This is a genomic window from Desulfurobacterium crinifex, assembly GCF_054656775.1.
The window spans coordinates 13,042-34,840 of the sequence record NZ_BAAHXO010000002.1 but is presented as its reverse complement, the minus strand read 5'-3'; the positions used below and the strand labels follow the sequence as shown (position 1 = coordinate 34,840).

32 protein-coding genes are annotated in these 21,799 nt (G+C 38.2%); 18 read left to right on the top strand and 14 right to left on the bottom strand.

Annotated features, from left to right (window positions below):
• Positions 1-116: 116 nt before the first annotated feature.
• Genes ACYQ3A_RS01020 through ACYQ3A_RS01005 form a run of 4 tightly spaced genes read left to right on the top strand, consistent with a single transcriptional unit; the run spans position 117 to position 1,557 of the window.
• Positions 117-608 carry a hypothetical protein gene (locus tag ACYQ3A_RS01020; protein ID WP_459894722.1) on the top strand — a complete coding sequence of 164 codons (492 nt, stop codon included), beginning with the start codon at positions 117-119 and terminating at the stop codon, positions 606-608.
• Positions 609-634: 26 nt separating this feature from the next.
• Positions 635-871, top strand: coding sequence for a hypothetical protein (locus tag ACYQ3A_RS01015; protein WP_459894719.1), 237 nt, complete (start codon positions 635-637; stop codon positions 869-871).
• A gap of 11 nt (positions 872-882) precedes the next feature.
• The gene (locus ACYQ3A_RS01010; RefSeq protein ID WP_459894716.1) at positions 883-1,362 is read left to right on the top strand and encodes an HVO_A0114 family putative DNA-binding protein; all 480 of its coding nucleotides are present in this window, start codon (positions 883-885) and stop codon (positions 1,360-1,362) included.
• A gap of 27 nt (positions 1,363-1,389) precedes the next feature.
• Positions 1,390-1,557, top strand: a complete 168-nt coding sequence (locus tag ACYQ3A_RS01005; RefSeq protein WP_459894713.1) for a hypothetical protein — start codon at positions 1,390-1,392, stop codon at positions 1,555-1,557.
• Between the two features lie 248 nt (positions 1,558-1,805).
• On the opposite strand, the gene ACYQ3A_RS01000 is transcribed toward ACYQ3A_RS01005, so the two are convergent.
• From ACYQ3A_RS01000 to ACYQ3A_RS00975, 6 genes are all read right to left on the bottom strand, one after another.
• Entirely contained in the window at positions 1,806-2,105 is a 300-nt protein-coding gene (locus ACYQ3A_RS01000; protein WP_459894711.1) for a HigA family addiction module antitoxin, read from the bottom strand.
• 19 nt (positions 2,106-2,124) lie between these two features.
• Entirely contained in the window at positions 2,125-2,409 is a 285-nt protein-coding gene (locus ACYQ3A_RS00995) for a type II toxin-antitoxin system RelE/ParE family toxin (protein ID WP_459894709.1), read from the bottom strand.
• Positions 2,410-2,577: 168 nt separating this feature from the next.
• The gene (locus ACYQ3A_RS00990) at positions 2,578-4,104 is read right to left on the bottom strand and encodes a hypothetical protein (protein ID WP_459894706.1); all 1,527 of its coding nucleotides are present in this window, start codon (positions 4,102-4,104) and stop codon (positions 2,578-2,580) included.
• Positions 4,101-4,502, bottom strand: coding sequence for a hypothetical protein (locus ACYQ3A_RS00985; protein WP_459894703.1), 402 nt, complete (start codon positions 4,500-4,502; stop codon positions 4,101-4,103). Before ACYQ3A_RS00985 ends, ACYQ3A_RS00990 begins: the two co-directional genes overlap by 4 nt.
• A 13-nt stretch (positions 4,503-4,515) precedes the next feature.
• Entirely contained in the window at positions 4,516-6,183 is a 1,668-nt protein-coding gene (locus ACYQ3A_RS00980) for an IS200/IS605 family accessory protein TnpB-related protein (protein ID WP_459894701.1), read from the bottom strand.
• 41 nt (positions 6,184-6,224) lie between these two features.
• The gene (locus tag ACYQ3A_RS00975; RefSeq protein ID WP_459894699.1) at positions 6,225-6,578 is read right to left on the bottom strand and encodes a hypothetical protein; all 354 of its coding nucleotides are present in this window, start codon (positions 6,576-6,578) and stop codon (positions 6,225-6,227) included.
• A gap of 138 nt (positions 6,579-6,716) precedes the next feature.
• On the opposite strand from ACYQ3A_RS00975, the gene ACYQ3A_RS00970 reads away from it, so the two are divergent.
• Genes ACYQ3A_RS00970 through ACYQ3A_RS00955 form a run of 4 tightly spaced genes read left to right on the top strand, consistent with a single transcriptional unit; the run spans position 6,717 to position 8,214 of the window.
• Positions 6,717-6,887 (top strand): hypothetical protein, encoded by a 171-nt coding sequence (locus ACYQ3A_RS00970; protein ID WP_459894670.1) that lies wholly within the window; start codon positions 6,717-6,719, stop codon positions 6,885-6,887.
• Between the two features lie 26 nt (positions 6,888-6,913).
• Entirely contained in the window at positions 6,914-7,231 is a 318-nt protein-coding gene (locus ACYQ3A_RS00965; RefSeq protein WP_459894697.1) for an STAS-like domain-containing protein, read from the top strand.
• A gap of 57 nt (positions 7,232-7,288) precedes the next feature.
• Complete coding sequence (locus ACYQ3A_RS00960) at positions 7,289-7,990, top strand: hypothetical protein (RefSeq protein WP_459894695.1); 702 nt, start codon at positions 7,289-7,291, stop codon at positions 7,988-7,990.
• A gap of 2 nt (positions 7,991-7,992) precedes the next feature.
• Complete coding sequence (locus ACYQ3A_RS00955) at positions 7,993-8,214, top strand: hypothetical protein (RefSeq protein ID WP_459894693.1); 222 nt, start codon at positions 7,993-7,995, stop codon at positions 8,212-8,214.
• A gap of 104 nt (positions 8,215-8,318) precedes the next feature.
• Here the strand turns inward: ACYQ3A_RS00955 and ACYQ3A_RS00950 are convergent, their stop codons facing one another.
• The 3 genes from ACYQ3A_RS00950 to ACYQ3A_RS00940 form a co-directional block, all read right to left on the bottom strand.
• Positions 8,319-8,498, bottom strand: a complete 180-nt coding sequence (locus ACYQ3A_RS00950) for a hypothetical protein (protein ID WP_459894691.1) — start codon at positions 8,496-8,498, stop codon at positions 8,319-8,321.
• Between the two features lie 83 nt (positions 8,499-8,581).
• Positions 8,582-9,766 carry an RNA-guided endonuclease InsQ/TnpB family protein gene (locus ACYQ3A_RS00945; RefSeq protein WP_459894689.1) on the bottom strand — a complete coding sequence of 395 codons (1,185 nt, stop codon included), beginning with the start codon at positions 9,764-9,766 and terminating at the stop codon, positions 8,582-8,584.
• Between the two features lie 22 nt (positions 9,767-9,788).
• Entirely contained in the window at positions 9,789-10,142 is a 354-nt protein-coding gene (locus ACYQ3A_RS00940; RefSeq protein ID WP_459894672.1) for a hypothetical protein, read from the bottom strand.
• Positions 10,143-10,278: 136 nt separating this feature from the next.
• On the opposite strand from ACYQ3A_RS00940, the gene ACYQ3A_RS00935 reads away from it, so the two are divergent.
• Genes ACYQ3A_RS00935 through ACYQ3A_RS00920 form a run of 4 tightly spaced genes read left to right on the top strand, consistent with a single transcriptional unit; the run spans position 10,279 to position 11,348 of the window.
• Entirely contained in the window at positions 10,279-10,473 is a 195-nt protein-coding gene (locus ACYQ3A_RS00935) for a hypothetical protein (protein ID WP_459894686.1), read from the top strand.
• A 13-nt stretch (positions 10,474-10,486) separates the two neighbouring features.
• Positions 10,487-10,729: a DUF4160 domain-containing protein gene (locus ACYQ3A_RS00930; RefSeq protein ID WP_459894684.1), complete on the top strand. Its 243-nt coding sequence runs from the start codon at positions 10,487-10,489 to the stop codon at positions 10,727-10,729.
• The gene (locus tag ACYQ3A_RS00925) at positions 10,714-11,007 is read left to right on the top strand and encodes a DUF2442 domain-containing protein (protein WP_459894681.1); all 294 of its coding nucleotides are present in this window, start codon (positions 10,714-10,716) and stop codon (positions 11,005-11,007) included. The genes ACYQ3A_RS00930 and ACYQ3A_RS00925 overlap by 16 nt, the downstream gene beginning before the upstream one ends.
• A 47-nt stretch (positions 11,008-11,054) precedes the next feature.
• Positions 11,055-11,348, top strand: a complete 294-nt coding sequence (locus ACYQ3A_RS00920) for a hypothetical protein (protein WP_459894678.1) — start codon at positions 11,055-11,057, stop codon at positions 11,346-11,348.
• A 6-nt stretch (positions 11,349-11,354) separates the two neighbouring features.
• Here the strand turns inward: ACYQ3A_RS00920 and ACYQ3A_RS00915 are convergent, their stop codons facing one another.
• The 3 genes from ACYQ3A_RS00915 to ACYQ3A_RS00905 all read right to left on the bottom strand — a co-directional run bounded on the left by ACYQ3A_RS00915 (position 11,355) and on the right by ACYQ3A_RS00905 (position 14,619).
• The gene (locus tag ACYQ3A_RS00915; RefSeq protein WP_459894676.1) at positions 11,355-12,806 is read right to left on the bottom strand and encodes an RNA-guided endonuclease InsQ/TnpB family protein; all 1,452 of its coding nucleotides are present in this window, start codon (positions 12,804-12,806) and stop codon (positions 11,355-11,357) included.
• 252 nt (positions 12,807-13,058) lie between these two features.
• Positions 13,059-14,243 (bottom strand): RNA-guided endonuclease InsQ/TnpB family protein, encoded by a 1,185-nt coding sequence (locus tag ACYQ3A_RS00910; protein WP_459894674.1) that lies wholly within the window; start codon positions 14,241-14,243, stop codon positions 13,059-13,061.
• Positions 14,244-14,265: 22 nt separating this feature from the next.
• The gene (locus ACYQ3A_RS00905; RefSeq protein ID WP_459894672.1) at positions 14,266-14,619 is read right to left on the bottom strand and encodes a hypothetical protein; all 354 of its coding nucleotides are present in this window, start codon (positions 14,617-14,619) and stop codon (positions 14,266-14,268) included.
• A 137-nt stretch (positions 14,620-14,756) separates the two neighbouring features.
• Here ACYQ3A_RS00905 and ACYQ3A_RS00900 point away from each other — a divergent pair, with 137 nt between their 5' ends.
• Genes ACYQ3A_RS00900 through ACYQ3A_RS00885 form a run of 4 tightly spaced genes read left to right on the top strand, consistent with a single transcriptional unit; the run spans position 14,757 to position 16,787 of the window.
• Positions 14,757-14,927 carry a hypothetical protein gene (locus ACYQ3A_RS00900; RefSeq protein ID WP_459894670.1) on the top strand — a complete coding sequence of 57 codons (171 nt, stop codon included), beginning with the start codon at positions 14,757-14,759 and terminating at the stop codon, positions 14,925-14,927.
• Positions 14,928-14,970: 43 nt separating this feature from the next.
• A complete protein-coding gene (locus ACYQ3A_RS00895) occupies positions 14,971-15,837 on the top strand; it encodes a hypothetical protein (protein ID WP_459894668.1) in 867 nt (288 codons plus the stop codon).
• A gap of 8 nt (positions 15,838-15,845) precedes the next feature.
• A complete protein-coding gene (locus tag ACYQ3A_RS00890; protein WP_459894666.1) occupies positions 15,846-16,163 on the top strand; it encodes an STAS-like domain-containing protein in 318 nt (105 codons plus the stop codon).
• A gap of 57 nt (positions 16,164-16,220) precedes the next feature.
• Positions 16,221-16,787: a hypothetical protein gene (locus tag ACYQ3A_RS00885; protein ID WP_459894663.1), complete on the top strand. Its 567-nt coding sequence runs from the start codon at positions 16,221-16,223 to the stop codon at positions 16,785-16,787.
• An 18-nt stretch (positions 16,788-16,805) separates the two neighbouring features.
• On the opposite strand, the gene ACYQ3A_RS00880 is transcribed toward ACYQ3A_RS00885, so the two are convergent.
• Both ACYQ3A_RS00880 and ACYQ3A_RS00875 read right to left on the bottom strand, forming a co-directional pair.
• Positions 16,806-17,177 carry a hypothetical protein gene (locus tag ACYQ3A_RS00880; protein ID WP_459894660.1) on the bottom strand — a complete coding sequence of 124 codons (372 nt, stop codon included), beginning with the start codon at positions 17,175-17,177 and terminating at the stop codon, positions 16,806-16,808.
• 13 nt (positions 17,178-17,190) lie between these two features.
• Entirely contained in the window at positions 17,191-20,898 is a 3,708-nt protein-coding gene (locus ACYQ3A_RS00875; protein WP_459895002.1) for a conjugal transfer protein TraG N-terminal domain-containing protein, read from the bottom strand.
• 236 nt (positions 20,899-21,134) lie between these two features.
• On the opposite strand from ACYQ3A_RS00875, the gene ACYQ3A_RS00870 reads away from it, so the two are divergent.
• A complete protein-coding gene (locus ACYQ3A_RS00870; RefSeq protein WP_459894657.1) occupies positions 21,135-21,488 on the top strand; it encodes a GPW/gp25 family protein in 354 nt (117 codons plus the stop codon).
• Positions 21,448-21,651, top strand: coding sequence for a hypothetical protein (locus ACYQ3A_RS00865; RefSeq protein WP_459894655.1), 204 nt, complete (start codon positions 21,448-21,450; stop codon positions 21,649-21,651). The genes ACYQ3A_RS00870 and ACYQ3A_RS00865 overlap by 41 nt, the downstream gene beginning before the upstream one ends.
• Positions 21,652-21,799 lie beyond the last annotated feature (148 nt).

Genomic DNA, 21,799 nt, shown 5'->3' with positions numbered 1-21,799 from the left:
TAAACAAATATAAATCTATTGTGTATAAATAGCTTGTCAACATCATAACCAACAAACAACTTGACTTTCTAAAAATAGGACTTATCTTCAGAGATAAGAGTTTAATGGAGGGCACTATGGAATTCCATACAGTAAAAATGAAGAGATATGAGAAAAAGCGGAAAAACGAAGAGTATTACTCAGCAGTGCTTGGAAGTGTGGTTCATCCGAAAGAAAATCCTGACGATTATACAGTGAAAATTCTGGCTACAGGAAAAGTCAAAGTAATTATCGGAAATGAGGGAGTTTACATTCTGGATGATATTCTAACAGAGAAAGTCGTAGAAGCACGCTGGAGAAATTATCTTGAAAGCTACCGCAACTCACCCAGAAGGGGAAAAAAGTCCCAAAGAGACAAAGTCATCCATCCGATAGAAGTAAGAGAAGACTTTTTGAGGGAATTCTTGCTTAAAGAAGGAGTATGCAGATGTAAAAATGGTTTCTTTGACTTCTCTGAAGAAAGAACATCTGAGGTTGAAAATATCTTTAAAGCAATAGAGAGAATCCGTAAGAAAGTTCGTTCCAACAACTACAAGTTTAATCGGGAAGAGCTTTATGAAAAAGCATAATTCAGTTGAGGAAACGGATTGCAAACATGCCGTGCGAAGAAAATGAAAGATTCTTTAGCAAGCAGAGAAAGTTTCAACTTCTCAAAGCTCTTAATGAAGCTTTTGGGGCATGGGAAAACTCAGACATAGAACCGGAATCTTTTTTAGAAGAGCTGAGAAATGGAAATAGGCTGAAAGAAATGGAAGAAGCATACAGGAATTCCAGAAAAGATGGTGAGGAAGTTCCCAAAGAACGAGAATCAAGTGTTAGCGATGGACTTTGAGGAGTTGCTTTATGCAGGATATTAGAACTAAAGAAAAGCTAACTATCTACATTGTAGAAAGTGAACATACAGTCAAAGAGTTGAGAAAAAAGGCAGTGGACTCTTTCTATTCCATTTTAGAAAAACTAAAGAAACAAAATGAAGTCAACATCGAAGAGCTGATAAGTAAATCTCCTATTCCCAAGGAAAATGAAGTATTCATTTCTATCCAAAAGTTACCTAAAGTCGTAAAGCTCTTTTCTATCCTGGAGAAAATAGAAAAATTGAAACCAAGATCCATCAGAGACTTAGCCGAAAAGATAGGCAGGGACTTCAGGACAGTTTATACAGATGTTATGAGTTTACATGACTTAGGTCTTATAGAGCTTGAAAATGAAGGTAGAAGCAGGAAGCCTGTTGTCCTCTATGACAAAATAGAAATAAAGTTTTACGGTGAAAGTATAACCTTTTCTTTGAGAAAGGAAGCTGGAGAGACACAACAAGTAGTTTAGACCATATAGACCGAAAAAGGAGATAGTATGATGGATGGGATCGGAAATGTTCTATACCTCTTAATGATAGCAGTTGGTATAGCCACAGGAATTCTTCTATTCTTTCTTCCATGGTTCGTGTATGCAATCCACAAGAATATATCTGCGATTCGAGAACTTCTTGAAGCAATAGCAGAAGAACTTAAAAAGGAGTAACTTCCTCCCTGATAATAAAAAGTTAACGTTTTGAAGGACTGATAATGAATACAATTGCTGGCTTACTAATCTTTTTAGGCATTCTTATACTGCTTGGAATCCTTTACTGGGGTGCTGTTTACACTCCCAAAAAAGCATAGACTCTTTGGAGCCTTTTTTTTCCTGCTTTTCTTCCACTATCTTTAAAACTGCAAGATTGCCAGCTCGTCTATTTTACAGATTCCTTCCGATCACTACACTCAGGCTCTTCATTTGTAGTGCTCTACTATTTCTAATTTCCTTGCTGCTTTCCAGAGGTCATAATTAGCTTGTAGATTTAACCAGAACAGTGGGGTAGTCTCGAAACGTTTTGCAAGCCTTAATGCCATTTCTGGAGTAATCCTTCTTTTTCCATTAATTAGTTCGTTCACAGCACGGAAGCTAACTCCTATTTCTTTTGCTAACCTATTCTGGGTAATTCCTTCATCTTCAAGTATGTCTCTAAGAATTTCTCCAGGATGAGTAGGTGGTGCTTCTCTTTCCCAAACTGGAATAGGTTTATATTGCATAACAACCTCCGAAATTGTGTTAATCATGATAATCAACTATTTGAACGTCGTAGGCATCTCCATTTTTAAATTTGAAGATAATTGCATATTGTTTGTCTATCTTTATTCTCCAGTAGTCTTGAAGTTTTCCTTCCAACTTTTTGAGCTTGTTGCTCTTAGGAACTTTTAAATCTTCGAGAGAAACAGCTGAGTCAAGTTGATCTAATTTCCTGCGAGCCCTTGCAATAATTCTTTGAGGAAGTTTCTTAGAGTGTCCCTTTTCATGTAACTCTTTTGTCTCCTTATTGCCGTAAGACTTTATCATCTTGATATAATCCCAATTACATTATCACATATACTGTTATAGTATAGCATGTATGCAAAAATTCCCGCCTGACGGCGGGTTCTCTAAGAAGAGGAGAATTAGGGGCTAATATGGCCGACTACTCAATAGTCTTCAATTCTTTGCCAGGTTTAAATGTTTCCTCCTTAATTAGAGTTTACAGGCATTAACTATTTCATCCCTTACTAATTTTATTCCCTTCAGAATCTTAACTTCAACTGCACATTGCTTTTCATCTCTTACAGCATTAGCAATTATTCTATATCCTCCATTTCCTTCCATTTCTGCTCTACCGTGAAGCTGTGCCAGTTTGGCAACTTTTGGGATAAGAGCTTTTACGTCGGAAGGGACACTTTCTACACCGGTGGGTTCTTTCTCGACTATCTGTCCATTGCAGATTTTGTAGTTGATGATGGTATCTCCAGGAAGTCCCTGCGTATAGGTAAGGACACTTACATATTCACAATTCCTTTCCTTTCCATTGAAGGTGCCTCTGTAAACAATTGAACCTACTTTCTTGATAAGGTCTCCTCTTTTAGAAGTTTTAATGGCGATTATGTCCTCGATTGATGCTGTAAGGCTTTGCATTACGTTTTTACCTGCAGATGTAGATTTGCTTTGAGGTTTAGTATGAGAAAACTCTCCTTGGCTTGCAGAAGCTGGGATCAGGCTCTTGTCAATCCCTTCTTTGATAATGATTTTAAATTTACCGCCGGTTTTGCTTACTCCTTGAAATTTAAGCTGTTCCATGAAAGGAACTTCAGAGTTGGCACAATAGTACAGACCTTCTACTGGCGAATAGTAGCTTCCACTGCTATATATGTAGTTGTATCCTCTATCTTTGAGGAAGTAATCTTTAATCCACATATCAAGTGGTAAATCCTTTCCAGATGTTATTTTTCTTAATTCACCACCATGAGCTTTACAGAATTCGACGGATTTCCAAATTATTCCCATACCTTTGGTCCAGCTTTCAGGTTCATATACATACGTTGGATTGGGATTTTTTAATGTGGTTTCAGCAAAATATTTGTTACCTCTCCAGTTGCCGAATTTTAAATCTCCAAAGAAACCACACTCGCTCTTGATAAACCCTTTTAAGTCAAGATTTTTATACTTTTCAAGGGACTTTTTATTGAAAAATCCATTATCTATGAATGCATCTGGTTTAGAAGCTTTAATGTAAGCAGAAACAAAGTATTTGCTGTCTCCTGTACTTCTGTAAAACTGATGGTTGCCTTTTACAGAGGATACTTCAAACGAATCATGACCACCTTCACATTTGTAAGTAATTCCTGGACCAAAATATTTGAGCATTTCATTGCGTGCAGTTAAGGCATTGTAATGTCCTTTTTCGTCCAAGAAATCGGAGAAGGAAACCTTATCAAGTCCATTTCCTGAAACCAGCTTTCCCCCTTGATAAGTGCAGTATTCGTTTAATGCACTTGCAAATCTTATGGCGTAAGGAACTCCCCAGCCTCCATCAGTGTAAACCACTATGGTTTCTGTGTCGCTGACAGGTAAAAACTTCCAATAACGATACTTTAGGTGTTTCCTTAGACTGGTTAGATCGTCTTTTATCTCTTCCTTTTTTGTGGAAGTTTGAAAACCAGAAGTTGAAGCACATCCAGAAAGAATCAGTAGTCCTACAGTTGCAATTCCCAGGAACCTTCTCACCTTTTTCTTCCTCCTTTCTTACTAAAAAAATTTTCTATGTAGTTGCATACTGTATCTCTTATTCTGTCTATGATTTCAGCACCTTCAAGCGTAGCTCCTTCAAAGTAAAGCATTTTATACTTTCCCTCTTCATTCAGGTCATTTACAGGAATAGCTATTAGAAGAGGTTCATCATCTCTCCTGAACATCTCCTCATGAAGGAAGTCGTAAAAGAAATCCAAAGTGCATTCTTTGATAGGAACTCCTCTTATAACTACATCCCTTCCTTCTTCATCGAAACATTGTAAAGGGAAGAGGTAACCATCTATTGCCAGATTTTCTCTCTTTACCTCATCAAGAATTACCAGAAAGCGGTCAATGAAGTAGTAGAAAGCATCTCTGTCATAGCCGAGATTCATAGCTCCTACCTGGTTAACAGAACTGCACATTAGTGCAATTCCGGCTGGGGTATTTGTATTCCGCCTCTTCAGGATACCCCGAACCCCCAGCAGGCGGTTTTTTCAGGGTATCCATAGCCCCTGCACCAGGTACAGGAACTAATCCCTCCACCACCCTCTCCCATGCCCCTGAAATCAATACAGCCCTCAGGGGTGAGAAGTCCCTCACAAAGAACTTCCCAAGAAGAGGGAAGGTGAGGACTGCTCTGAGAACTCTCCAGCTTTTTCGCCTCTCCTTAGAGAGACCCCTCACAGACTTGTTCCCTCCAGAGGTCTGCTGTCGGGTAGCTGAATCACTCCCAGAGCTTTCAAGTGTTATTATCTCCTTCTTTACAGCTTTTATGTCTGAATTTATCCTTTTCAGCTCTCCTTTTAAAGCTTTCCTCTTCCAGTTGTTGGTTTCTTTTTCCAGTTTCTCTTTCAGTTCCTTTTTCTTTTCTTCCAACCTGTAAAGAGAATAGTTAAGGAACTCCTCTTTTTCAAGAAGCTTTAGATAGTTTTCAGGTATTTCTTCCTTAAATCCTATTCCCCTCCTTCCTATTACAAACGCCCCTGCAACATCTTTGTCAAGGAGATATTGAGGAGCATACTTGAGCTGTCCTATCACTGAGGTAAATGCTGGATTTACCTTAACTACCTCTATCCCTTCTCTCCTTGCTAAAACTTCTATCTTTTGAAGTATCCCCTTGTAAATAAACTGCTGCAATCTCTTCCTCAGTTTCTTCCTTCCATCTCCTCTATTGCCTCTTGGCAATTTCTTTATGTCCTCTATCGCTATCGCTCTCTTCTTTTCTTTTGCTAAGTTGACTATCTCGTGAGCAACTTTCCAGGAGAGTATTTCTCTTTCTCCTCTGCTTTTCCCGATAAGTTCTTCAAGGGATATTCTTCCAAAACTTTTAAGATTCCCATCTTCTTTCACTTCTGCATACGCTATGTGAAACGGACTTGCATTAATGTCTATTCCTATTACTCCACACTCTTTTGTTATTGAAACTTCTGGGACTTCCTCGTTAAAGCTAATAAATGCATATATTTTCCCACTTTTCTTTTTAAGTTCAACCGAATAGGGAATGTGATTTCCTGTGGTCTCTCCTACAAGCAGGTTCTCAATAAAGTTAATCCATTTGTCCCTTTCTGCTCTCCCTTTCTGAACGTTCCTGTGAACTTCAGCATAAACGTATCTTCCTTTACCTGTGTTTATTCTTAAATACAGTTTCCCGTCTATGAGGACAAATCTCAGGTTTAAGTTTCCTTTTTTGCTTTTATCTCCTCTTGAATATGCTGTTCCCTGTCTTTTCTCTTTCCATTCCTTTTTTAGTTTCTCTTTCCTTCTTCCTGTCAGGTGTTTCTTTTTGAGTTTCTCAAACAGTTTCCTGGTTCCGAATATAACTTTCTTAGGGTTCTGTTTCCTTTCCTTACAGCTTTTTAAAACCTCATTGGCTTTCATAATGGCATCGTCACAGTATCTTGAATTGAGAGGGAATACTTTCTGCAGGTGTTTTTTGAGTTCTTTTCTGTTTGCTCCTTCTAAGAGTCGGTTGTATGCGTACCTTGTGCAGGATGAGAAGTTCTGCATAAGTTCTAATACTTCTTTTTCCTCTTCTGGTGTTTTAAATTCCAGTCTGCATTGAAGAGTTATCATCCGATTTTCTCCATTTTAATTTTCAGCCTCTCGAAAAAAAATCAAACTTCTCTATCATCTATGGGAAATTCCCCACCGTTATACTTTTGAGACACTAAGTTTAAAGCCTCAAGCAGTTCCTCTATCCTTGCAAGGCTAACCTTTATCCCTCTCGTCAATTGCATCCCCTCTTCCAGAAGGTTCGCATCATAGACAGGAACATTCAGCCAGCTACGGGCTATTCTTGAATAATTCTCTATGCTTAAAAATTCCTCTACAAGAGCATCTATAAGTTCCGAGAGCTTCCCTCTCCAGATAGTTTTGATTTCTTCGACAGGTTTTCCTTCCTTGATAGAAGGTAAGTCATTCACATACCTGGCTTGAAGTGTAACTCCATCACAACGATAGATAGCCATCAATTACCCCCTTTAAGTGAGATTATAGGTAGTATAACGTATTTGCATCTTTACGTCAAGTATTAAAGAATCGGAAACTTATTGACAATATAGCTCAATGCAGTAAACTTTTTTTTAGAACTTTCTTCAGGAGGGCAAATGAAACAGAAGGGAAAAAAGGTTAGAGTAACACTCTATATTTCTAAAGTGCTCCACGAGAAAATGGATGAAATCATTGCAAAACGCATGCTTGCAAAGAAAGAAAAACTAACTAAGTCAGAAATAGTTGAAAAAGCACTCGAAAAATACTTGAAAGAGCTTGAAAGTTGATAATTCATCAATTTCTGAGGATGGCTATGAAAACTTTCATGCTTAAAGAACTATTCGGTAACCTGCTATCCACCCGAAGTGCGGGAGAAAACTTCAGACATAAAGTCAGGAAGTTGATTTTTGAAGGAGAAGATGTATTTATCGATTTCTCTGGAATCGACGTGCTTTCTCACGGTTTTGCAGATGAAATTGCCAAGCTAATAGCTGAAGTCAAACTTAGCGATAGACCCAGAGGAAAACTAACAGTCAGAGTCACTGACCCTATTCAAAAACGTTTATTGGGAACAAGGATAAAATTTAGGGAAAAGCAAATAAAAGAAGAGAAAATGCAAACGTTTGTGTGAATATGAACTTTAAAAGGCATTTTTAGTTACGATATTAACATTAAGGAGGTAAGAGCTATGAGAACAGGTTTCGCAACTGCTGAACAGATTGAAAGAATCACTCAACTCCAGAAACTTACTGGAGCAAATCTTTACAAGTTAGCTGAAGGTCTTGGTTTCAAATTGAAGGCTCTTGATTTCCTGACCTACAAACAGGCTGAACTGCTTATTGAACTTCTCGAAAAGGTATGGGACGAAAAGAGAAGAAAAGAAGAACCTCAAGTTGTTGTAGTTAAGAAGGCTCCTCTGTGGTTAAAGGTGGTAGGTTATGTGTGGGTTTATTTCCTGAGACCGGTTTTAAGAGTTTTGAAAGGTATCGTGTGGAATTTGGATGTATTAATTCCTATCGCATGGGTTGTATGGTTGGTTGGTCCACTAGCATTAGCAGCAATAGGAAATGGAATAGAACTAATATTTGGTAAAAATAGTGCTGTAATAACTACACTAACAGAATTTAATAGATGGTTGAATGAAACAGTGTTACACCAGCCAATGCACCAACATATTAGCGAAGATGTATATGAAAAAGGTTTCTTGATACTGAGTGCTCTTCTTCCACCTTCTTTATTCATTGCCTGGATGCGTGGCAAAAAGGATTGGGAAAGAGAAAGAGCACAAAGATACAAAGAAGATCCAATTGCTGCAGCTTACGAAGACGGCTATAATGACGGAAAAGCCGACGGGTTCTTCGGCGGTTACTGGATGGGACGCTGGCATTAGAAATGTGTAAGCGATTAGAAAAAGAGATTGAATTTTATAAAGAGCTTTTCAATAAAGCTGTATCAATTTCCATCCTTGTAGCAGCTGGAACTATAACGCTATGGCATAAAAACGGATTTTCTCTGTGGGTAGGTATTGGAATAGTTGCTCTTTATTTCTCGTTGATAATAACAGGGATTACACTCAAAAAATGGAGAGATAAAATTAACGTTCTGGAGGACTGACAATGAATACGATTGCTGGCTTACTAATCTTTTTAGGTATTCTTATACTGCTTGGAATCCTTTACTGGGGTGCTGTTTACACTCCTAAAAAAGCATAGACTCTTTCAATGAGAAGCCTTTTCTTCCTGCTTTCCTTCTATCACTTTCAAAACTGCAATAAGTTCGGCTATCGCCAACTTGTCTATCTCATAGGTCCCTTTCCAATCACTATGATGGTATTCAGAAATTTTTGAATGCAAAATGTAGAGTCTATTGTTATCTTTGAGGTGACATCCTCTCCTCACTAAAGTGAGGAGCTTCCTGCTTCACAGAGGGTTTCCCCTCTCCACAGGCTTAACTTCCCCGCAGTCCACGGGTAGGGTTTAATTTATACAGCGGGGTTTTCCTTCCCCGCTCCTAATCCAAGTTTCAAAATGACCAATGCCGAATTAATATCCCTGTCAATTTCAAGCCCACATTTCTCACATTTAAAGACTCTTTGCGATAGAGAAATCTTCTGCCTATGTCCGCATCTTGAACAGGTTTGGGTCGTAGGTTCAAATCTCGGAACAAACTTAACCATCTCAGGAATAAGAGTCGCAAGGTTGCGTAACCTTGCAGTTATTCCTCCTATTCCTGAGTAATGAACTTGCTTACCGAACAGTCCTTCCTGCCAACCTTTGATTGAATCATCCTGAATGGCTATGAATTTGAATCTTTTAAGAAAAGCAACTGCCTTTTTCAGGAAATCTTTTCTCTTGTTAGTTAAGTATTCATACTCTCTTTTGATTTTCATTAAGACTTTCCAATAGTTTTTACTTCCCTTTTTCTTTCTCGCAAGGGACTGCTGGAGTCTTTTAAGCCTCTTTGTTTCTGGAACTTGCCATCTGATTTTTTCTCCATTGGATAGAGTAAGCTGGTTCTTTATTCCTAAATCTACTCCAATAGGTTCATCAATCTGCTTTTCCTTTATTTCGTTGATTACCTGTTCTTTGGGTAGATAGCAGGTAACGTGGATGTAGAATCCCGATGGCTTTCTTACAAAGTAGGCGTTGGCAAATTCGGCGTTTTCGGGTATCTGATGAAGTCCAAGGATACGGAATTTCTTTTTGAAACCTTGAATCTTTACTTTATTACTCCCACGAAAAATTTCGTAAGTGTTCCTATATTGCTTTAGCGGTATAGAGTTAACTTCTGACTTAAAGTTCAGTTTCCCAACTTTTGAACCATTTCCTTTTGCAGACTTAAGAGCTTTTAAATCATCCCTTGTTCTTTCAAGAATCCCCTGTTTCATCTGAGAAGAAATTACTGTTAGTTCTCTTCTCTCAAATCCTTCTGGAGTCTTAATTTCAACTTCCTTTAGCTTGTAAGTTTCATATTTCAACCTATTCGGAAGGTCAGCTATCACATAGTTATAGAACCATTTGGCTTCAAGAAAAAGCCTGTTAAACCGTTCTATATCCTTATCAGTTAAGTTTTGAAGTTTAAGTTGATAAACCTTGCAAACCTGTTTCTTTCTCTTTTCACGAGTTTCCTTAATTGCCTGTTTGATTTTTTCAGCTCTTGTTTTCATAAATGTTCCCTCTCGTGAAAAATCAAACTTCTCTATCGTCTATGGGAAATTCCCCACCGTTATACTTTTGAGACACTAAACTTAAAGCCTCAAGCAGTTCCTCTATCCTTGCAAGGCTAATTTTTATCCCTTTCGTTAAGTGCATTCCCTCTTCCAGAAGGTTCGCATCATAAACAGGAGCATTCAGCCAGCTACGGGCTATTCTTGAATAGTTCTCTATGCTTAAAAATTCCTCTACAAGAGCATCTACAAGTTCCGAGAGCTTTCCTCTCCAGATAGTTTTGATTTCTTCTACTGGTTTTCCTTCCTTGATAGAAGGTAGGTCATTCACATACCTGGCTTGAAGTGTAACTCCATCACAACGATAGATAGCCATCTTTCCAACCTCTTCAAACTAATTTTTGTAATTATATCAAAATTATTTTTTGGAATAAAGAATTAATTTTTAAACCGAATCTTGGTCATTAAGTTAATTGGTATAATATTGAAGTTCTATCTTTCTGGAGGATTTAATGGGAAGACCGCCAAGTGAGGAAAAGAAAGTAAGAGTAGGATTTTACTTTCCCGAAAAGCTCGTTGAGGAAATAGAAGATGTTATAGCTCTATATAGGCTGAAAAAAAGAAAGAAACTGCTAAGGTCAGAAATAGTTGAAGAGGCAGTAAGGAAGTATCTACAAGAGTTGAGAAAGGAATTAGAAAATTCTTAATGCGAGAGGAATTTTGAGTCCTACATTACACAGGGAACTTGGGTTCAGATTCTTCTTTTATTCTAACGAGGGCAATGAACCTCCTCACGTTCATGTTGTCAAAAGCGGTTGCGAAGCAAAAGTTTGGCTTAAACCAAAAGTTTCTATTGCTGAGAACTACGGCTTTTCCAGAAAGGAACTTAATACTATACTTAAAATAGTTAATGCTAATCTCGAAAAGTTTTTAAAGGAGTATCATCTATGGCACAGAAGATAGGAGATATAGGAGTTAAAAACATCCGTTTTACCGATAGCAAAATTTACTTTGAACTCAGGGACGGTAGAGAAATAGGAGTTCCTCTTGACTGGTTTCCAAGACTCAAAAAAGCCTCTCCTAAAGAAAGAAAAAACTATTACCTAACTGCAAATGGAACTGGTATTCATTGGGAAAATCTGGATGAGGACATTTCAATTAAATACCTATTGAAAGAGGAATTTTTACTTCTCGACAGAACTCCAATTTCAACGAAAAGGAAACAGGAATGGAAAGCTTAGCCATCATTCTATTCCCTCTATGGATCATCTCTATCGCAATGGGAGTATTGGCTTTCCTTGTTCCTCTCTTTGTGCTTGGAATCTACCGAAACACGAAGGAAACTAGAGAAATCAACCAAAAAATCCTCACGGAGCTTAAAAAACTAACAGGATCCTCCGATATAAGTGATGAGGATGTAGAAGTTAGGGAATTTAATGAAAGACAGGAAATTTCCAAAGAAACTTGTGAAAGTGATTCAGAACCTGAGATAGGGAAACACGAGGTATTCATTAATCCCGATGCAGATGAATTCGCTATGATAGAGAATGAGGACGACAAAAGGACATCTGAAAAACGATAGTTTTCGTTAGCTTCCATTAGCTATCGTTATCAGATGTCCTTCGCCTCTCCACTCTTTAAGACTATGAGCGGGGAGGGAATTACTATCCGTTATCCTCTCAAATAGAGGACTCACGGAATACTTTGTATGAGAGAAAAGTGTCAGTTTAACCGCTCTACTTAACTTGTCTAACCAGTTAGAAAGTTTTAGAAACTCTTCTCTAATCACCTTTCCCAGTTTCTTAATTGCAATGTTTAAAGCTCCGTTAAGGTCAGCATTGAAAACTTTATTGAGTTTCTGGTCTTTGAAAAGACCTCTTTTAACTCTCTTTCCCGTGAAGTGTAGCTTTTTAATGTCCTCTTCTGTAAGCTCCTCTTTACTCTTTCCGGAAATCTCCTCTATGTTCCCCGTTACTGCTGAGATTTTTGAAGTGTAGATCTCAGGTTCTCTGAGAAATTCTATTCCCGCTAACTGACATTTGTATTCAAGTTTTTCTATCAGCTTTCCAAGAGGAATAAAGCGAAATGTCTGGTTGAACTTCTTTCCTTTATCGCTTTCTCTCTGATATTCCTCTGTTAAGCTGTCCGAAATAACGATTTTCCCTATCCCTTCCTTTAAGCAGAGTGCAACTATGAAGTTTGATACTGCTCCAAAAAGCTGATTAATTCTCTTGCTTCTATACCTCCACAGTTTCCTCTGTTCTATTTCTTTTCCTTCGCTTTGAAGTTTTGCTGATAGTTTGTTAACCCACTGGTTAAACGATTTTAAATAATTCCCATTGATGATAAACGATGGTAGTCCTTCTTTGTTTGACACTGCTGAAACAAGATTTTTAACTCCTAAGTCTATGGAAAGGAAAAGGTCTTTGTTCAACTCTATTTCGTTTTCTGGAACTTCATAGTTTACAAAGTAAGTTATTTCTCCTGATGCTGACCAGTTTACCTTGATGTGTCTTATGTCTATTCCAGCAGGAATCTTGAATTTAACAGCTCCAAAGTCTTTTCCAATTCGGATAACTATGTGGTTGGATTTCCTCTTTCCCTGTAGTTCTCTCTTGTCAACTACCATATTGGGATTGGTTTCAAGGGTGAATGAATAGAGAGAATCAAGTTTTTTCGGTTTTGGTAGTGATGCTCTCTCTCCATTTTTCCACTTTTCCAGGACACTTTTGAACTCTTTAGCAACTGTTCCAACTAATGCTTTTGCTGTATCTGAACCTATCTTCTCTGTCCAGAAGGTTACGAGTTCCTTTTTCCACTCCTTTATCTTTTCATTCTCAAAAGGTAGTTTTTCTCTTCCTTTTACGAATTTTTCGAGGAAAGTTTTAGAGAGGAAGGGTTTAATGTCTTTTGTGGTGTGGTAATATTCTGCTGCACATAGATAGATTAGATTCTTGAAGTGCTGGAAGGTTTTTGAAGCTCTTTTCAGCTTATTTACGACACTCTTTTTGGTGGAGTGAATTGAAAGGGTTAGTAGCACGGTTTAATTTCTCCGAGGGAGAGTTATTATCAAATTAGAATTCGGGAAGTGATAAATCAAGGGTTGAGGGTTGATGTTTTGTAGTGGAATGTAGTGAAATATAATGAAAAGCTGAACTGTTTTTTGAGGAGGTAAAACTTTTCAATAGGAGGTGACATCCTCTCCTCACTAAAGTAAGGGGCTTCCTGCTTCACAGAGAGTTTCCCCTCTCCACAGGCTTAACTTCCCCGCAGTCCACGGGTAGGGTTTAATTTATACAGCGGGGTTTTCCTTCCCCGCTCCTAATCCAAGTTTCAAAATGACCAATGCCGAATTAATATCCCTGTCAATTTCAAGCCCACATTTCTCACATTTAAAGACTCTCTGCGATAGAGAAATCTTCTGCCTATGTCCACATTTTGAACAGGTTTGGGTCGTAGGTTCAAATCTCGGAACAAACTTAACCATCTCAGGAATAAGAGTCGCAAGGTTGCGTAACCTTGCAGTTATTCCTCCTATTCCTGAGTAATGAACTTGCTTACCGAACAGTCCTTCCTGCCAACCTTTGATTGAATCATTCTGAATGGCTATGAATTTGAATCGTTTAAGGAGAGCGACTGCCTTGTTCAGGAAGTCTTTCCTCTTGTTAGTTAAGTATTCATACTCTCTTTTGATTTTCATTAAGGCTTTCCAATAGTTTTTACTACCTTTCTTTTTCCTTGCAAGGGACTGCTGGAGTCTTTTAAGCCTCTTTGTTTCTGGGACTTGCCATCTGATTTTTTCTCCATTGGATAGAGTAAGCTGGTCTTTAACTCCTAAATCTACTCCAATAGGTTCATCAATCTGCTTTTCCTTTATTTCGTTGATTACCTGTTCTTTGGGTAGATAGCAGGTAACGTGGATGTAGAATCCCGATGGCTTTCTTACAAAGTAGGCGTTGGCAAATTCGGCGTTTTCGGGTATCTGATGAAGTCCAAGGATACGAAATTTCTTCTTGAAACCTTGAATCTTTACTTTATTACTCCCACGGAAAATTTCGTAAGTGTTCCTATATTGCTTTAGCGGTATAGAGTTAACTTCTGACTTAAAGTTCAGTTTCCCAACTTTTGAACCATTTCCTTTTGCAGACTTAAGAGCTTTTAAATCATCCCTTGTTCTTTCAAGAATCCCCTGTTTCATCTGAGAAGAAATTACTGTTAGTTCTCTTCTCTCAAATCCTTCTGGAGTCTTAATTTCAACTTCCTTTAGCTTGTAAGTTTCATATTTCAACCTATTCGGAAGGTCAGCTATCACATAGTTATAGAACCATTTGGCTTCAAGAAAAAGCCTGTTAAACCGTTCTATATCCTTATCAGTTAAGTTTTGAAGTTTAAGTTGATAAACCTTGCAAACCTGTTTCTTTCTCTTTTCACGAGTTTCCTTAATTGCCTGTTTGATTTTTTCAGCTCTTGTTTTCATAAATGTTCCCTCTCGTGAAAAATCAAACTTCTCTATCGTCTATGGGAAATTCCCCACCGTTATACTTTTGAGACACTAAACTTAAAGCCTCAAGCAGTTCCTCTATCCTTGCAAGGCTAATTTTTATCCCTTTCGTTAAGTGCATTCCCTCTTCCAGAAGGTTCGCATCATAGACAGGAGCATTCAGCCAGCTACGGGCTATCCTTGAATAATTCTCTATGCTTAAAAATTCCTCTACAAGAGCATCTACAAGTTCCGAGAGCTTCCCTCTCCAGATAGTTTTGATTTCTTCGACAGGTTTTCCTTCCTTGATAGAAGGTAAGTCATTCACATACCTGGCTTGAAGTGTAACTCCATCACAACGATAGATAGCCATCAATTACCCCCTTTAAGTGAGATTATAGGTAGTATAACGTATTTGCATCTTTACGTCAAGTATTAAAGAATCGGAAACTTATTGACAATATAGCTCAATGCAGTAAACTTTTTTTAGAACTTTCTTTAGGAGGGCAAATGAAACAGAAGGGAAAAAAGGTTAGAGTAACACTCTATATTTCTAAAGTGCTCCACGAGAAAATGGATGAAATCATTGCAAAACGCATGCTTGCAAAGAAAGAAAAACTAACTAAGTCAGAAATAGTTGAAAAAGCACTCGAAAAATACTTGAAAGAGCTTGAAAGTTGATAATTCATAAATAGAGTTACGACTGCAGGGAGGATCTTAGTAAATGTACAATTTACAGGCTGCCTTCAACGCTCTTAAGCTTATTGAGAATATTAAACAATCTGGAGTTTCATCTCCAAAGATAAATTTTAAGGGAGACTGGGCAGATATATTTAGTGTTTCTATGTTACTATCGTTCATCAGCAACAACTCTATTTATCCGAGTTTTTGTTTTGAAAACGAAGATGTAAGAAACTTCTTATTAAGAATGGGAATTAAAGAATATGGCACAGTAAACTATGAGGACAATCGTCAATATCACAATTCTTACGGCAAATTTATCGAGTTCAGAAAATTTTCTTCGTTAGAAGAAGTTGACAACTATCTTCAAGAAATATTCGGCATTCTAAAAAGAACTGATTTGAACGAAGAAGACATAAATGCAATAGTCTATATCTCTCAAGAACTCATGGATAATGTCATTAGACACGCCAAGTCTCCCAATGGCGGCTTACTCTGTGGCATGGTTTATCCCAGAAGAAAAGAAGTGGAATTTTCCATTGTAGATTGTGGGATCGGATTCAAAGGTTCTCTAAGTATAAGAAAGGAGTTTCAAAACATTTCCGATCTGGAAGCTATGGAAATTGCAACTTTAAAAGAAAATATAGATGGAACATGCGACGTATTGAGAGGTGGCGGGAATGGAATCCCATATAGCTGGAAACTCGTTAACAAAGCAGGAGGAGAGTTGATAATTTTTTCTGGAAGTGCTATGTTTAAAAATGGTAGCATCCAGAAACTACCATACAAATGGAATGGAGTGGCAATTAGATTTTCCTTTCCGTTATGCACTTTAAGCAAGGATATGATAATAGACATATTCGGTTATGACGATATTGGATTCCCTGAAGAAGATGAATTCTTATTCTGAGGACGGTTATGAAAACTTTCATGCTTAAAGAATTATTTGGTAACTTGCTATCTACACGAAGTGCAGGAGAAAGCTTCAGAAACAAAATCAGGAAGCTGATTTTTGAAGGAGAAGATGTAGTTATCGACTTCTCTGGAATCGACGTGCTTTCTCACAGTTTTGCAGATGAAATTGCCAAGCTAATAGCTGAAGTCAAACTTAGCGATAGACCCAGAGGAAAACTAACAGTCAGAGTCACTGATCCCATTCAAAAACGCTTATTAGGGACAAGGATAAAATTTAGGGAAAGGCAAATAAAAGAAGAGAAAATGCAAACGTTTGTGTGAATATGAACTTTAAAAGGCATTTTTAGTTACGATATTAACATTAAGGAGGTAAGAGCTATGGAAGGAAGAGAAGCCATGAACACTCACAACAACCAAACTCCAAGAATCCTTGTTGCTGAAGAAATTGAAGGGAAGAAAGTTCTCCACGATGTTAACAGCGAACTGGATGCTCTCTATGTTAATGCACTCAAGAGACTAAGCAAGAAAAAAAGCAAAGAGCAGAAAACTGAACCCGAAACAGAATTCCAGCATGAGGTAGTCATCAATCCAAAGGCTGATGAACTGGCTATGGTTGAAGGTGGAGAAGAGCTAAAGGAAGAAGAGGAAACTTTTCATCCAGGAGAAATCAAGGACCTTTTTCTCTGGTTTTTGTGGGCTATATATGGATTTGTAACAATGGTAGATATTATTACCTTGGGTGCAGTATTGACGCACTATCCATTACTTGACAAAATTCCAGCAGTAATAATAGGTGGATGTTTGGGAGTATGGTGGCCACTAACACTAATATACCTTTTTGCTGTTCCAAGACCGTGGTTAAAAGGAACTCCTTACTACACTGTGAACAATGAATTTGCAAACGGATTTCTTTTTGGCTATTTTCTCAGCAGATGGTGGAAATAGCTGTAAAAGGCAAGGAACTTAGTTTTCCTTGCCTTTATTAGCCAACAGGTCATCTTCCCCTTCATTACTATCCTTTCCTTTTAATTCGCTTGCTACTGAAATGGCAACGAAAATTTTTTCTATGGCATTCTTATCAAGCTCTACTGTTCCTTTCCAGACCGTGAAATCGTAAGCTTCAACAGGATTATATGCAAGGTGTATCTTTGGATTATCCTGAAGATAGGCTATCAAAGATTCTGTTAAATACATTCTGACCTTTTCATCTATCTGGAGATAGACTCCCAATTCATCCGAATTAATGGCAACTGAACCCTCTTTCAAAGAGAAATCTTCTGGGAAAAGAGCAATTACTCCATCCCTAACTCTCAAAACTTTCCAGCAAACATTCATTGAGAACCTCCATTTAAGGGATTATTATTGGCGATGGTCCTTCAGGTGGTCTATGAAAAGCTGAAGCCTCATAAGGAACAACTCTTCCAACATTTTTAGAAAACGGCAGGCGAGATATTACTTTTCCAGCTTCTACCAGACCGCCTCTCATGAAATTCCTACCAAAAACGGCTGTTCCTATGACCTCAACTGTATTTGTCGCATCAATACTAAATCTTGTAGCAGCATAAGTAAGTTCATCACTTGCACCTAAATTTCTCATAATACCAGTTATAACTGAAGTTTTCCAGTTCCTATAATTGAATCCCGTATCACGGACATAGTTGTTAATGACACTCCTCGTAATATTATATGGGTCATAGGAAGCTTGCCCAAATTGATCCATTTCATACTTACCAGCTTCCTGAACAATAGCTTTTTCCTTCCCGACATAACCAGGATAATCCTTTGTATATTCCTTATGGAAAACATTTGAGCTCCTTCCAGAAATGAAAACATCATCACCTATCGTGACAGCTTGAGATTTTGTTATCGTTACTGATTTGTCATCCTGAGTAAAGGTAATAGAACCATCATCTGCTTTTGACACTGTTATGAACTTTCCAGGAGTGAAATCCTTAAATTCAGGAATCTTTTTAGACAAGGTTTCAAGAGCTTTTTCATCAAGAAGAATCGTTTGCTGACCACTTTGGAGATAGTTAACATAGTCATTTAGGGAAAGTTGCTTATCAATTCCTTTCCTGTATGCTTCATAATCACTTTCAAGCCTACGAAGTTCCTCTGGCGAATAATAAGCTTTATTAGTCGAAATCTCTCCTACTGCTCCAACATTCCTAAATCTACCAGCTATTCCGGCTTCATCAAGTTTCTTATAAGCATCCACGAACTTATTAACATAATCAGTAGCTCTCATTTGGACAGGGTGAAGATAACCATCGACGAATGTGGGTTTCCCCGTTTTAGGATCAGTAACAACACCTGTGAATCTATCGAAATCAAGACTCTCTTTTGTAATTCCAGATTTGCTCCTGAAAATAATCCCATCATCCCCAACCATTGACGTAATGACTTGATTACCTTGCTTATCTGTCCCAAATGAAACCCGCACATTCTGACCTGTAAGCCACTCTGCATACTTATCCTTGTCAAATCTTCCACCTTCATCAAAAACATCAATCCCTCTTTTCCTCAGAGAATTCACAACAGCAACAGCTGACCTATCTCCAGATTTAAGAGCGTTATCAAAAGCCTCTGCAACTCTTTGAGCTTGCTGACGTGATAGAGAAGTGCTTTCAAGAGTTTTCTTGTCAACTTCCTGATCCAGATTCACATCTTTAATGCTAATTCCTGATTCGCTCATAAACAGAATGCCCTTATCTCCTCTCAATGAGGTTATCACTTCTCTACCAAGAGCATCTCTACCAAAAGTAGCCTGAACGTTTTGACCTTCAAGCCATTGTGCATACTTATCCTTATCAAAGTTTCCATTTTCATCAAAGACATCAATTCCCCTCTTTCTCAAAGCACTAACAACGGCAAGAGCTGATTTATCTCCAGCTTTGAGAGCATTATCGAAGGCTTGTGCAATTCTTTGAGCTTGAGCTTTTGACAGGGAAGTGCTTGCAACTTTATTTTCTTCTACTACCGAGCTGCCTTCCCAGATTTTCGTTCCTGTTTTGCCTTCCGCGTAAACAACGTTACCTTTATCGTCTATAGACAATTCATAAGAACCTGCATGTAGTTCCTTACCCAGAATTCTTGACAAATGCTTGGCTTCATCCTCATTCAAAACCATAGAGAGCTTTCCTTGATGAGCCTTGAGATAGCTAAACAGTTTTTCATAAGCATCCTTTCCCTTGAATCCAAGTTTTTGAGCTGCCATAGAAAACACTGCAAACTTTGCACCTTCGTTAAGAACTTTTCCAGCTTCAGCTTGTATAAAGGTTCTCTCTCCTTCTGCTTCTATTCCTCTTGCTCTTCCTATCTGACTTAGAGCTTTTATGTGTCCTTCAAGCCTTCCCATATCTGCAGGATTTAAACCGTGCTCCTTAGCTTTATCCAGAATTCCCTGAATCATCTCCTGATGGTAAGCTATCTGGCTTCTGTAGAATGCTCCAAGATCACCACCATAATCTCTATCAGCTATAAGCCTTGCATAATCGGAATCTTCATAGGCTTTCGTATATTGAGCCTCAGAAATACTTGCCTGAAAATCTGCTAAGTTCCCTTTAAAACCTTCCGCTTTAGCATGTTCATAAGCTCTTTGTAAAGCTACCTTATTACCAAAGTCCTGCATGAGTCCTGTTGAAGTCATAAACTCTTGAAATTCACCAGCGGTATGAAAACCAAGCCTTTCCCTAATTTTTTCAAAAGCCATCTGATTAGCTATATCTCTTTGAGCTTTCACAGTCCCAACAGTTTCCCTTGTCCCTGCATCTCCTACAGCTCCAGAAGCCATTGATTCAGCCATCCTATTGCTTGCAGAGTGAAAAACTTCATCTGCTCCATGAGCATATTGATAGTAAGCCTTAACAGCATCTTCATGAGCAACTCCCCAACTTCTTGCAAGTTCATCCCATTGAGCAGCCGTAGGTCTTAAAGTATTGGAAGAAGACATTGACTCCTTCATTGTTCTCGCTTCTGATTCAAGCCCCTGCCTCGCAAGAGACTGCAATCCACCCTCAGTAGCAACTTCTGACGATGTAGAAGCAGCTGCTCCCTGAAGAACTGCTCCAGCTCTTCCTGCAAGAGAAACAACTGCCATCTCAGAACCCTTAATCATTGCATAAACCACTAAAGGAACAGACCACATAAGATTCCCCGCCAGAGAAACAGCACCAGCAGTGTATCTTGACATTGCAGTAAGATACATAATGCTGTAGTTCCCACCTATCGCCGGCTTCAGCAGGTCATCAGCCCACTCACAGGCAATCAGGTTGACTATTGCCTCGGCAGGAACCCACAAAGTCAACCATAAGAGAAGTGTTAAGTAAACCTGAATTACTTTCATCCTACCAGGAAATAGGGAAATGATAAAAACAACCGGAAATAGACCGAGAATTAAACCCTGTAGAACTTGCTGTATCAGAGGAATAAACTCTTTAGCAAGTTCTGCACTTACCGCCCAATTAGAAACTGCTCTCTTTTCAGCTACTGAAGCTGCATATCCTGCTGGATCTCCATATTCAAGGGAAAACAAATCTGCTCCTTTCCAGAAAGCATTTGAAAGTACTGCCTGTTCAAGCATTTTCTGACCAGTCAGGGATGTATTTAAAAAGTACTGACCTGCAACTCCCAATTTCTGAAGAATTTCTGTCGTAAGAAGGTTGTTAATGGAAGTTAACCCCATAACTCTTTTGGCAAAGTAAGGAGCTACCTGATTTGTAACATGGCTTGGAAGTTCTGTTGCAATGTATTGATAAACATCCTTACAGGTTTTCCATTCTCCAGCTGGATTATCAGAAGTGTATATTTGCGATTGAAAAGCAGTATTGTTGGTTGACAATGCAGAAAGCAAATCATCAGAAGTAAGCACGTCATTGAAGTCCTTTACACCTGCAACGATTTCTATAAAAGTACACCTTCCTATGAAGTTAGATACAGTTGCCATTAGATAAGGGTCCATAATTACCGACTCTGGAACTGTATCAAGAGCAGTTAATCCAAAGACTGAAGTAAAGAAAAAGTTGAGAAATTTCTTTTCATAATGTAACTGCCAAATTTTGTAGGGTTTTTAGCTTTTCTAAGCGTAAAAGAAAAAAGTGAGAAATAGGAACTCCTAACTGTTAAAAAATCAAGAAAAAGATGAGAAATTTTCAAAAAGTAAAGAAATAGTTGAGAAATTTTTGCGGGAATTTTTCTCATCTATTTCTTGATTTTAAAGAAAAAGTTGAGAAATTTGTTAGGCTAACTTAACAGTTGCAAGAGTTACAGAGGAAGATTAAAATCAGAATTACTATGGGTGGAAGACTTTTTGGTATTGAGTTTTCATCGTTAACAGAGGACATTAACCAGCAGATAGAAATGGTTCTCTTGACACGTAAAGGGGAAAAGACTCTTGACCCAGAATATGGATGTGGTATTTGGGATTATCTTGACGAGGGAATAACCACAGTTCCTGTTTTGGTTGGATCAATCTATAAAGATGTTAGTAGAAATGTTCCTGCAATTTCTATTACTACTGTTAAGGTTACAGAAATCAATGAAGATGGAAGTTCTATAAATGTAAGACTTGGATATACGATCAAATCGTCAGGAGAGAGAGGTTTTTATGAAGGAAGAATTGATAGACCTTCGAGAAATCTGGAATAGAGAAGATATGTATGAGGGGTTATCACGTCGAGATAGGACTGTTCTGAGAAACCTCCGCTATTCAGAATGGCTTGCCAGGAGTAATCTTTTTGACGATATAGCAGTTGGAGCTTTGCTTGAAAAACATGGTTATGTTGAACCTTTAGAGGATGGAGATTTTTGATACTGTTCTAAGACACCCTTCTTATCCAGAAATTCCAGGATAAGTTCCGATATTTTGTGGTTTGGTTTGATACCTTCTTGCTCTTCACAATAGTCCTTAAAAAGTTTCCACAGTTCTGGATTAATCGTAATATGAACGTCTTTACTTT

Bases quoted from the DNA above. Each gene is read 5' to 3' on its own strand.
- ACYQ3A_RS00865 (WP_459894655.1), top strand. From the start codon at position 21,448: ATGAAGGAAGAATTGATAGACCTTCGAGAAATCTGGAATAGAGAAGAT.
- ACYQ3A_RS00890 (WP_459894666.1), top strand. From the start codon at position 15,846: ATGAAAACTTTCATGCTTAAAGAATTATTTGGTAACTTGCTATCTACA.
- ACYQ3A_RS00885 (WP_459894663.1), top strand. From the start codon at position 16,221: ATGGAAGGAAGAGAAGCCATGAACACTCACAACAACCAAACTCCAAGA.
- ACYQ3A_RS00985 (WP_459894703.1), bottom strand. From the start codon at position 4,502: ATGAATCTCGGCTATGACAGAGATGCTTTCTACTACTTCATTGACCGC.
- ACYQ3A_RS00980 (WP_459894701.1), bottom strand. From the start codon at position 6,183: ATGATAACTCTTCAATGCAGACTGGAATTTAAAACACCAGAAGAGGAA.
- ACYQ3A_RS01005 (WP_459894713.1), top strand. From the start codon at position 1,390: ATGATGGATGGGATCGGAAATGTTCTATACCTCTTAATGATAGCAGTT.
- ACYQ3A_RS00955 (WP_459894693.1), top strand. From the start codon at position 7,993: ATGTGTAAGCGATTAGAAAAAGAGATTGAATTTTATAAAGAGCTTTTC.
- ACYQ3A_RS00960 (WP_459894695.1), top strand. From the start codon at position 7,289: ATGAGAACAGGTTTCGCAACTGCTGAACAGATTGAAAGAATCACTCAA.
- ACYQ3A_RS00880 (WP_459894660.1), bottom strand. From the start codon at position 17,177: ATGAATGTTTGCTGGAAAGTTTTGAGAGTTAGGGATGGAGTAATTGCT.
- ACYQ3A_RS00925 (WP_459894681.1), top strand. From the start codon at position 10,714: ATGGCACAGAAGATAGGAGATATAGGAGTTAAAAACATCCGTTTTACC.
- ACYQ3A_RS00940 (WP_459894672.1), bottom strand. From the start codon at position 10,142: ATGGCTATCTATCGTTGTGATGGAGTTACACTTCAAGCCAGGTATGTG.
- ACYQ3A_RS00970 (WP_459894670.1), top strand. From the start codon at position 6,717: ATGAAACAGAAGGGAAAAAAGGTTAGAGTAACACTCTATATTTCTAAA.
- ACYQ3A_RS00905 (WP_459894672.1), bottom strand. From the start codon at position 14,619: ATGGCTATCTATCGTTGTGATGGAGTTACACTTCAAGCCAGGTATGTG.
- ACYQ3A_RS00945 (WP_459894689.1), bottom strand. From the start codon at position 9,766: ATGAAAACAAGAGCTGAAAAAATCAAACAGGCAATTAAGGAAACTCGT.
- ACYQ3A_RS01015 (WP_459894719.1), top strand. From the start codon at position 635: ATGCCGTGCGAAGAAAATGAAAGATTCTTTAGCAAGCAGAGAAAGTTT.
- ACYQ3A_RS01000 (WP_459894711.1), bottom strand. From the start codon at position 2,105: ATGCAATATAAACCTATTCCAGTTTGGGAAAGAGAAGCACCACCTACT.
- ACYQ3A_RS00910 (WP_459894674.1), bottom strand. From the start codon at position 14,243: ATGAAAACAAGAGCTGAAAAAATCAAACAGGCAATTAAGGAAACTCGT.
- ACYQ3A_RS00900 (WP_459894670.1), top strand. From the start codon at position 14,757: ATGAAACAGAAGGGAAAAAAGGTTAGAGTAACACTCTATATTTCTAAA.
- ACYQ3A_RS00895 (WP_459894668.1), top strand. From the start codon at position 14,971: ATGTACAATTTACAGGCTGCCTTCAACGCTCTTAAGCTTATTGAGAAT.
- ACYQ3A_RS01020 (WP_459894722.1), top strand. From the start codon at position 117: ATGGAATTCCATACAGTAAAAATGAAGAGATATGAGAAAAAGCGGAAA.
- ACYQ3A_RS01010 (WP_459894716.1), top strand. From the start codon at position 883: ATGCAGGATATTAGAACTAAAGAAAAGCTAACTATCTACATTGTAGAA.
- ACYQ3A_RS00965 (WP_459894697.1), top strand. From the start codon at position 6,914: ATGAAAACTTTCATGCTTAAAGAACTATTCGGTAACCTGCTATCCACC.
- ACYQ3A_RS00975 (WP_459894699.1), bottom strand. From the start codon at position 6,578: ATGGCTATCTATCGTTGTGATGGAGTTACACTTCAAGCCAGGTATGTG.
- ACYQ3A_RS00995 (WP_459894709.1), bottom strand. From the start codon at position 2,409: ATGATAAAGTCTTACGGCAATAAGGAGACAAAAGAGTTACATGAAAAG.
- ACYQ3A_RS00935 (WP_459894686.1), top strand. From the start codon at position 10,279: ATGGGAAGACCGCCAAGTGAGGAAAAGAAAGTAAGAGTAGGATTTTAC.
- ACYQ3A_RS00870 (WP_459894657.1), top strand. From the start codon at position 21,135: ATGGGTGGAAGACTTTTTGGTATTGAGTTTTCATCGTTAACAGAGGAC.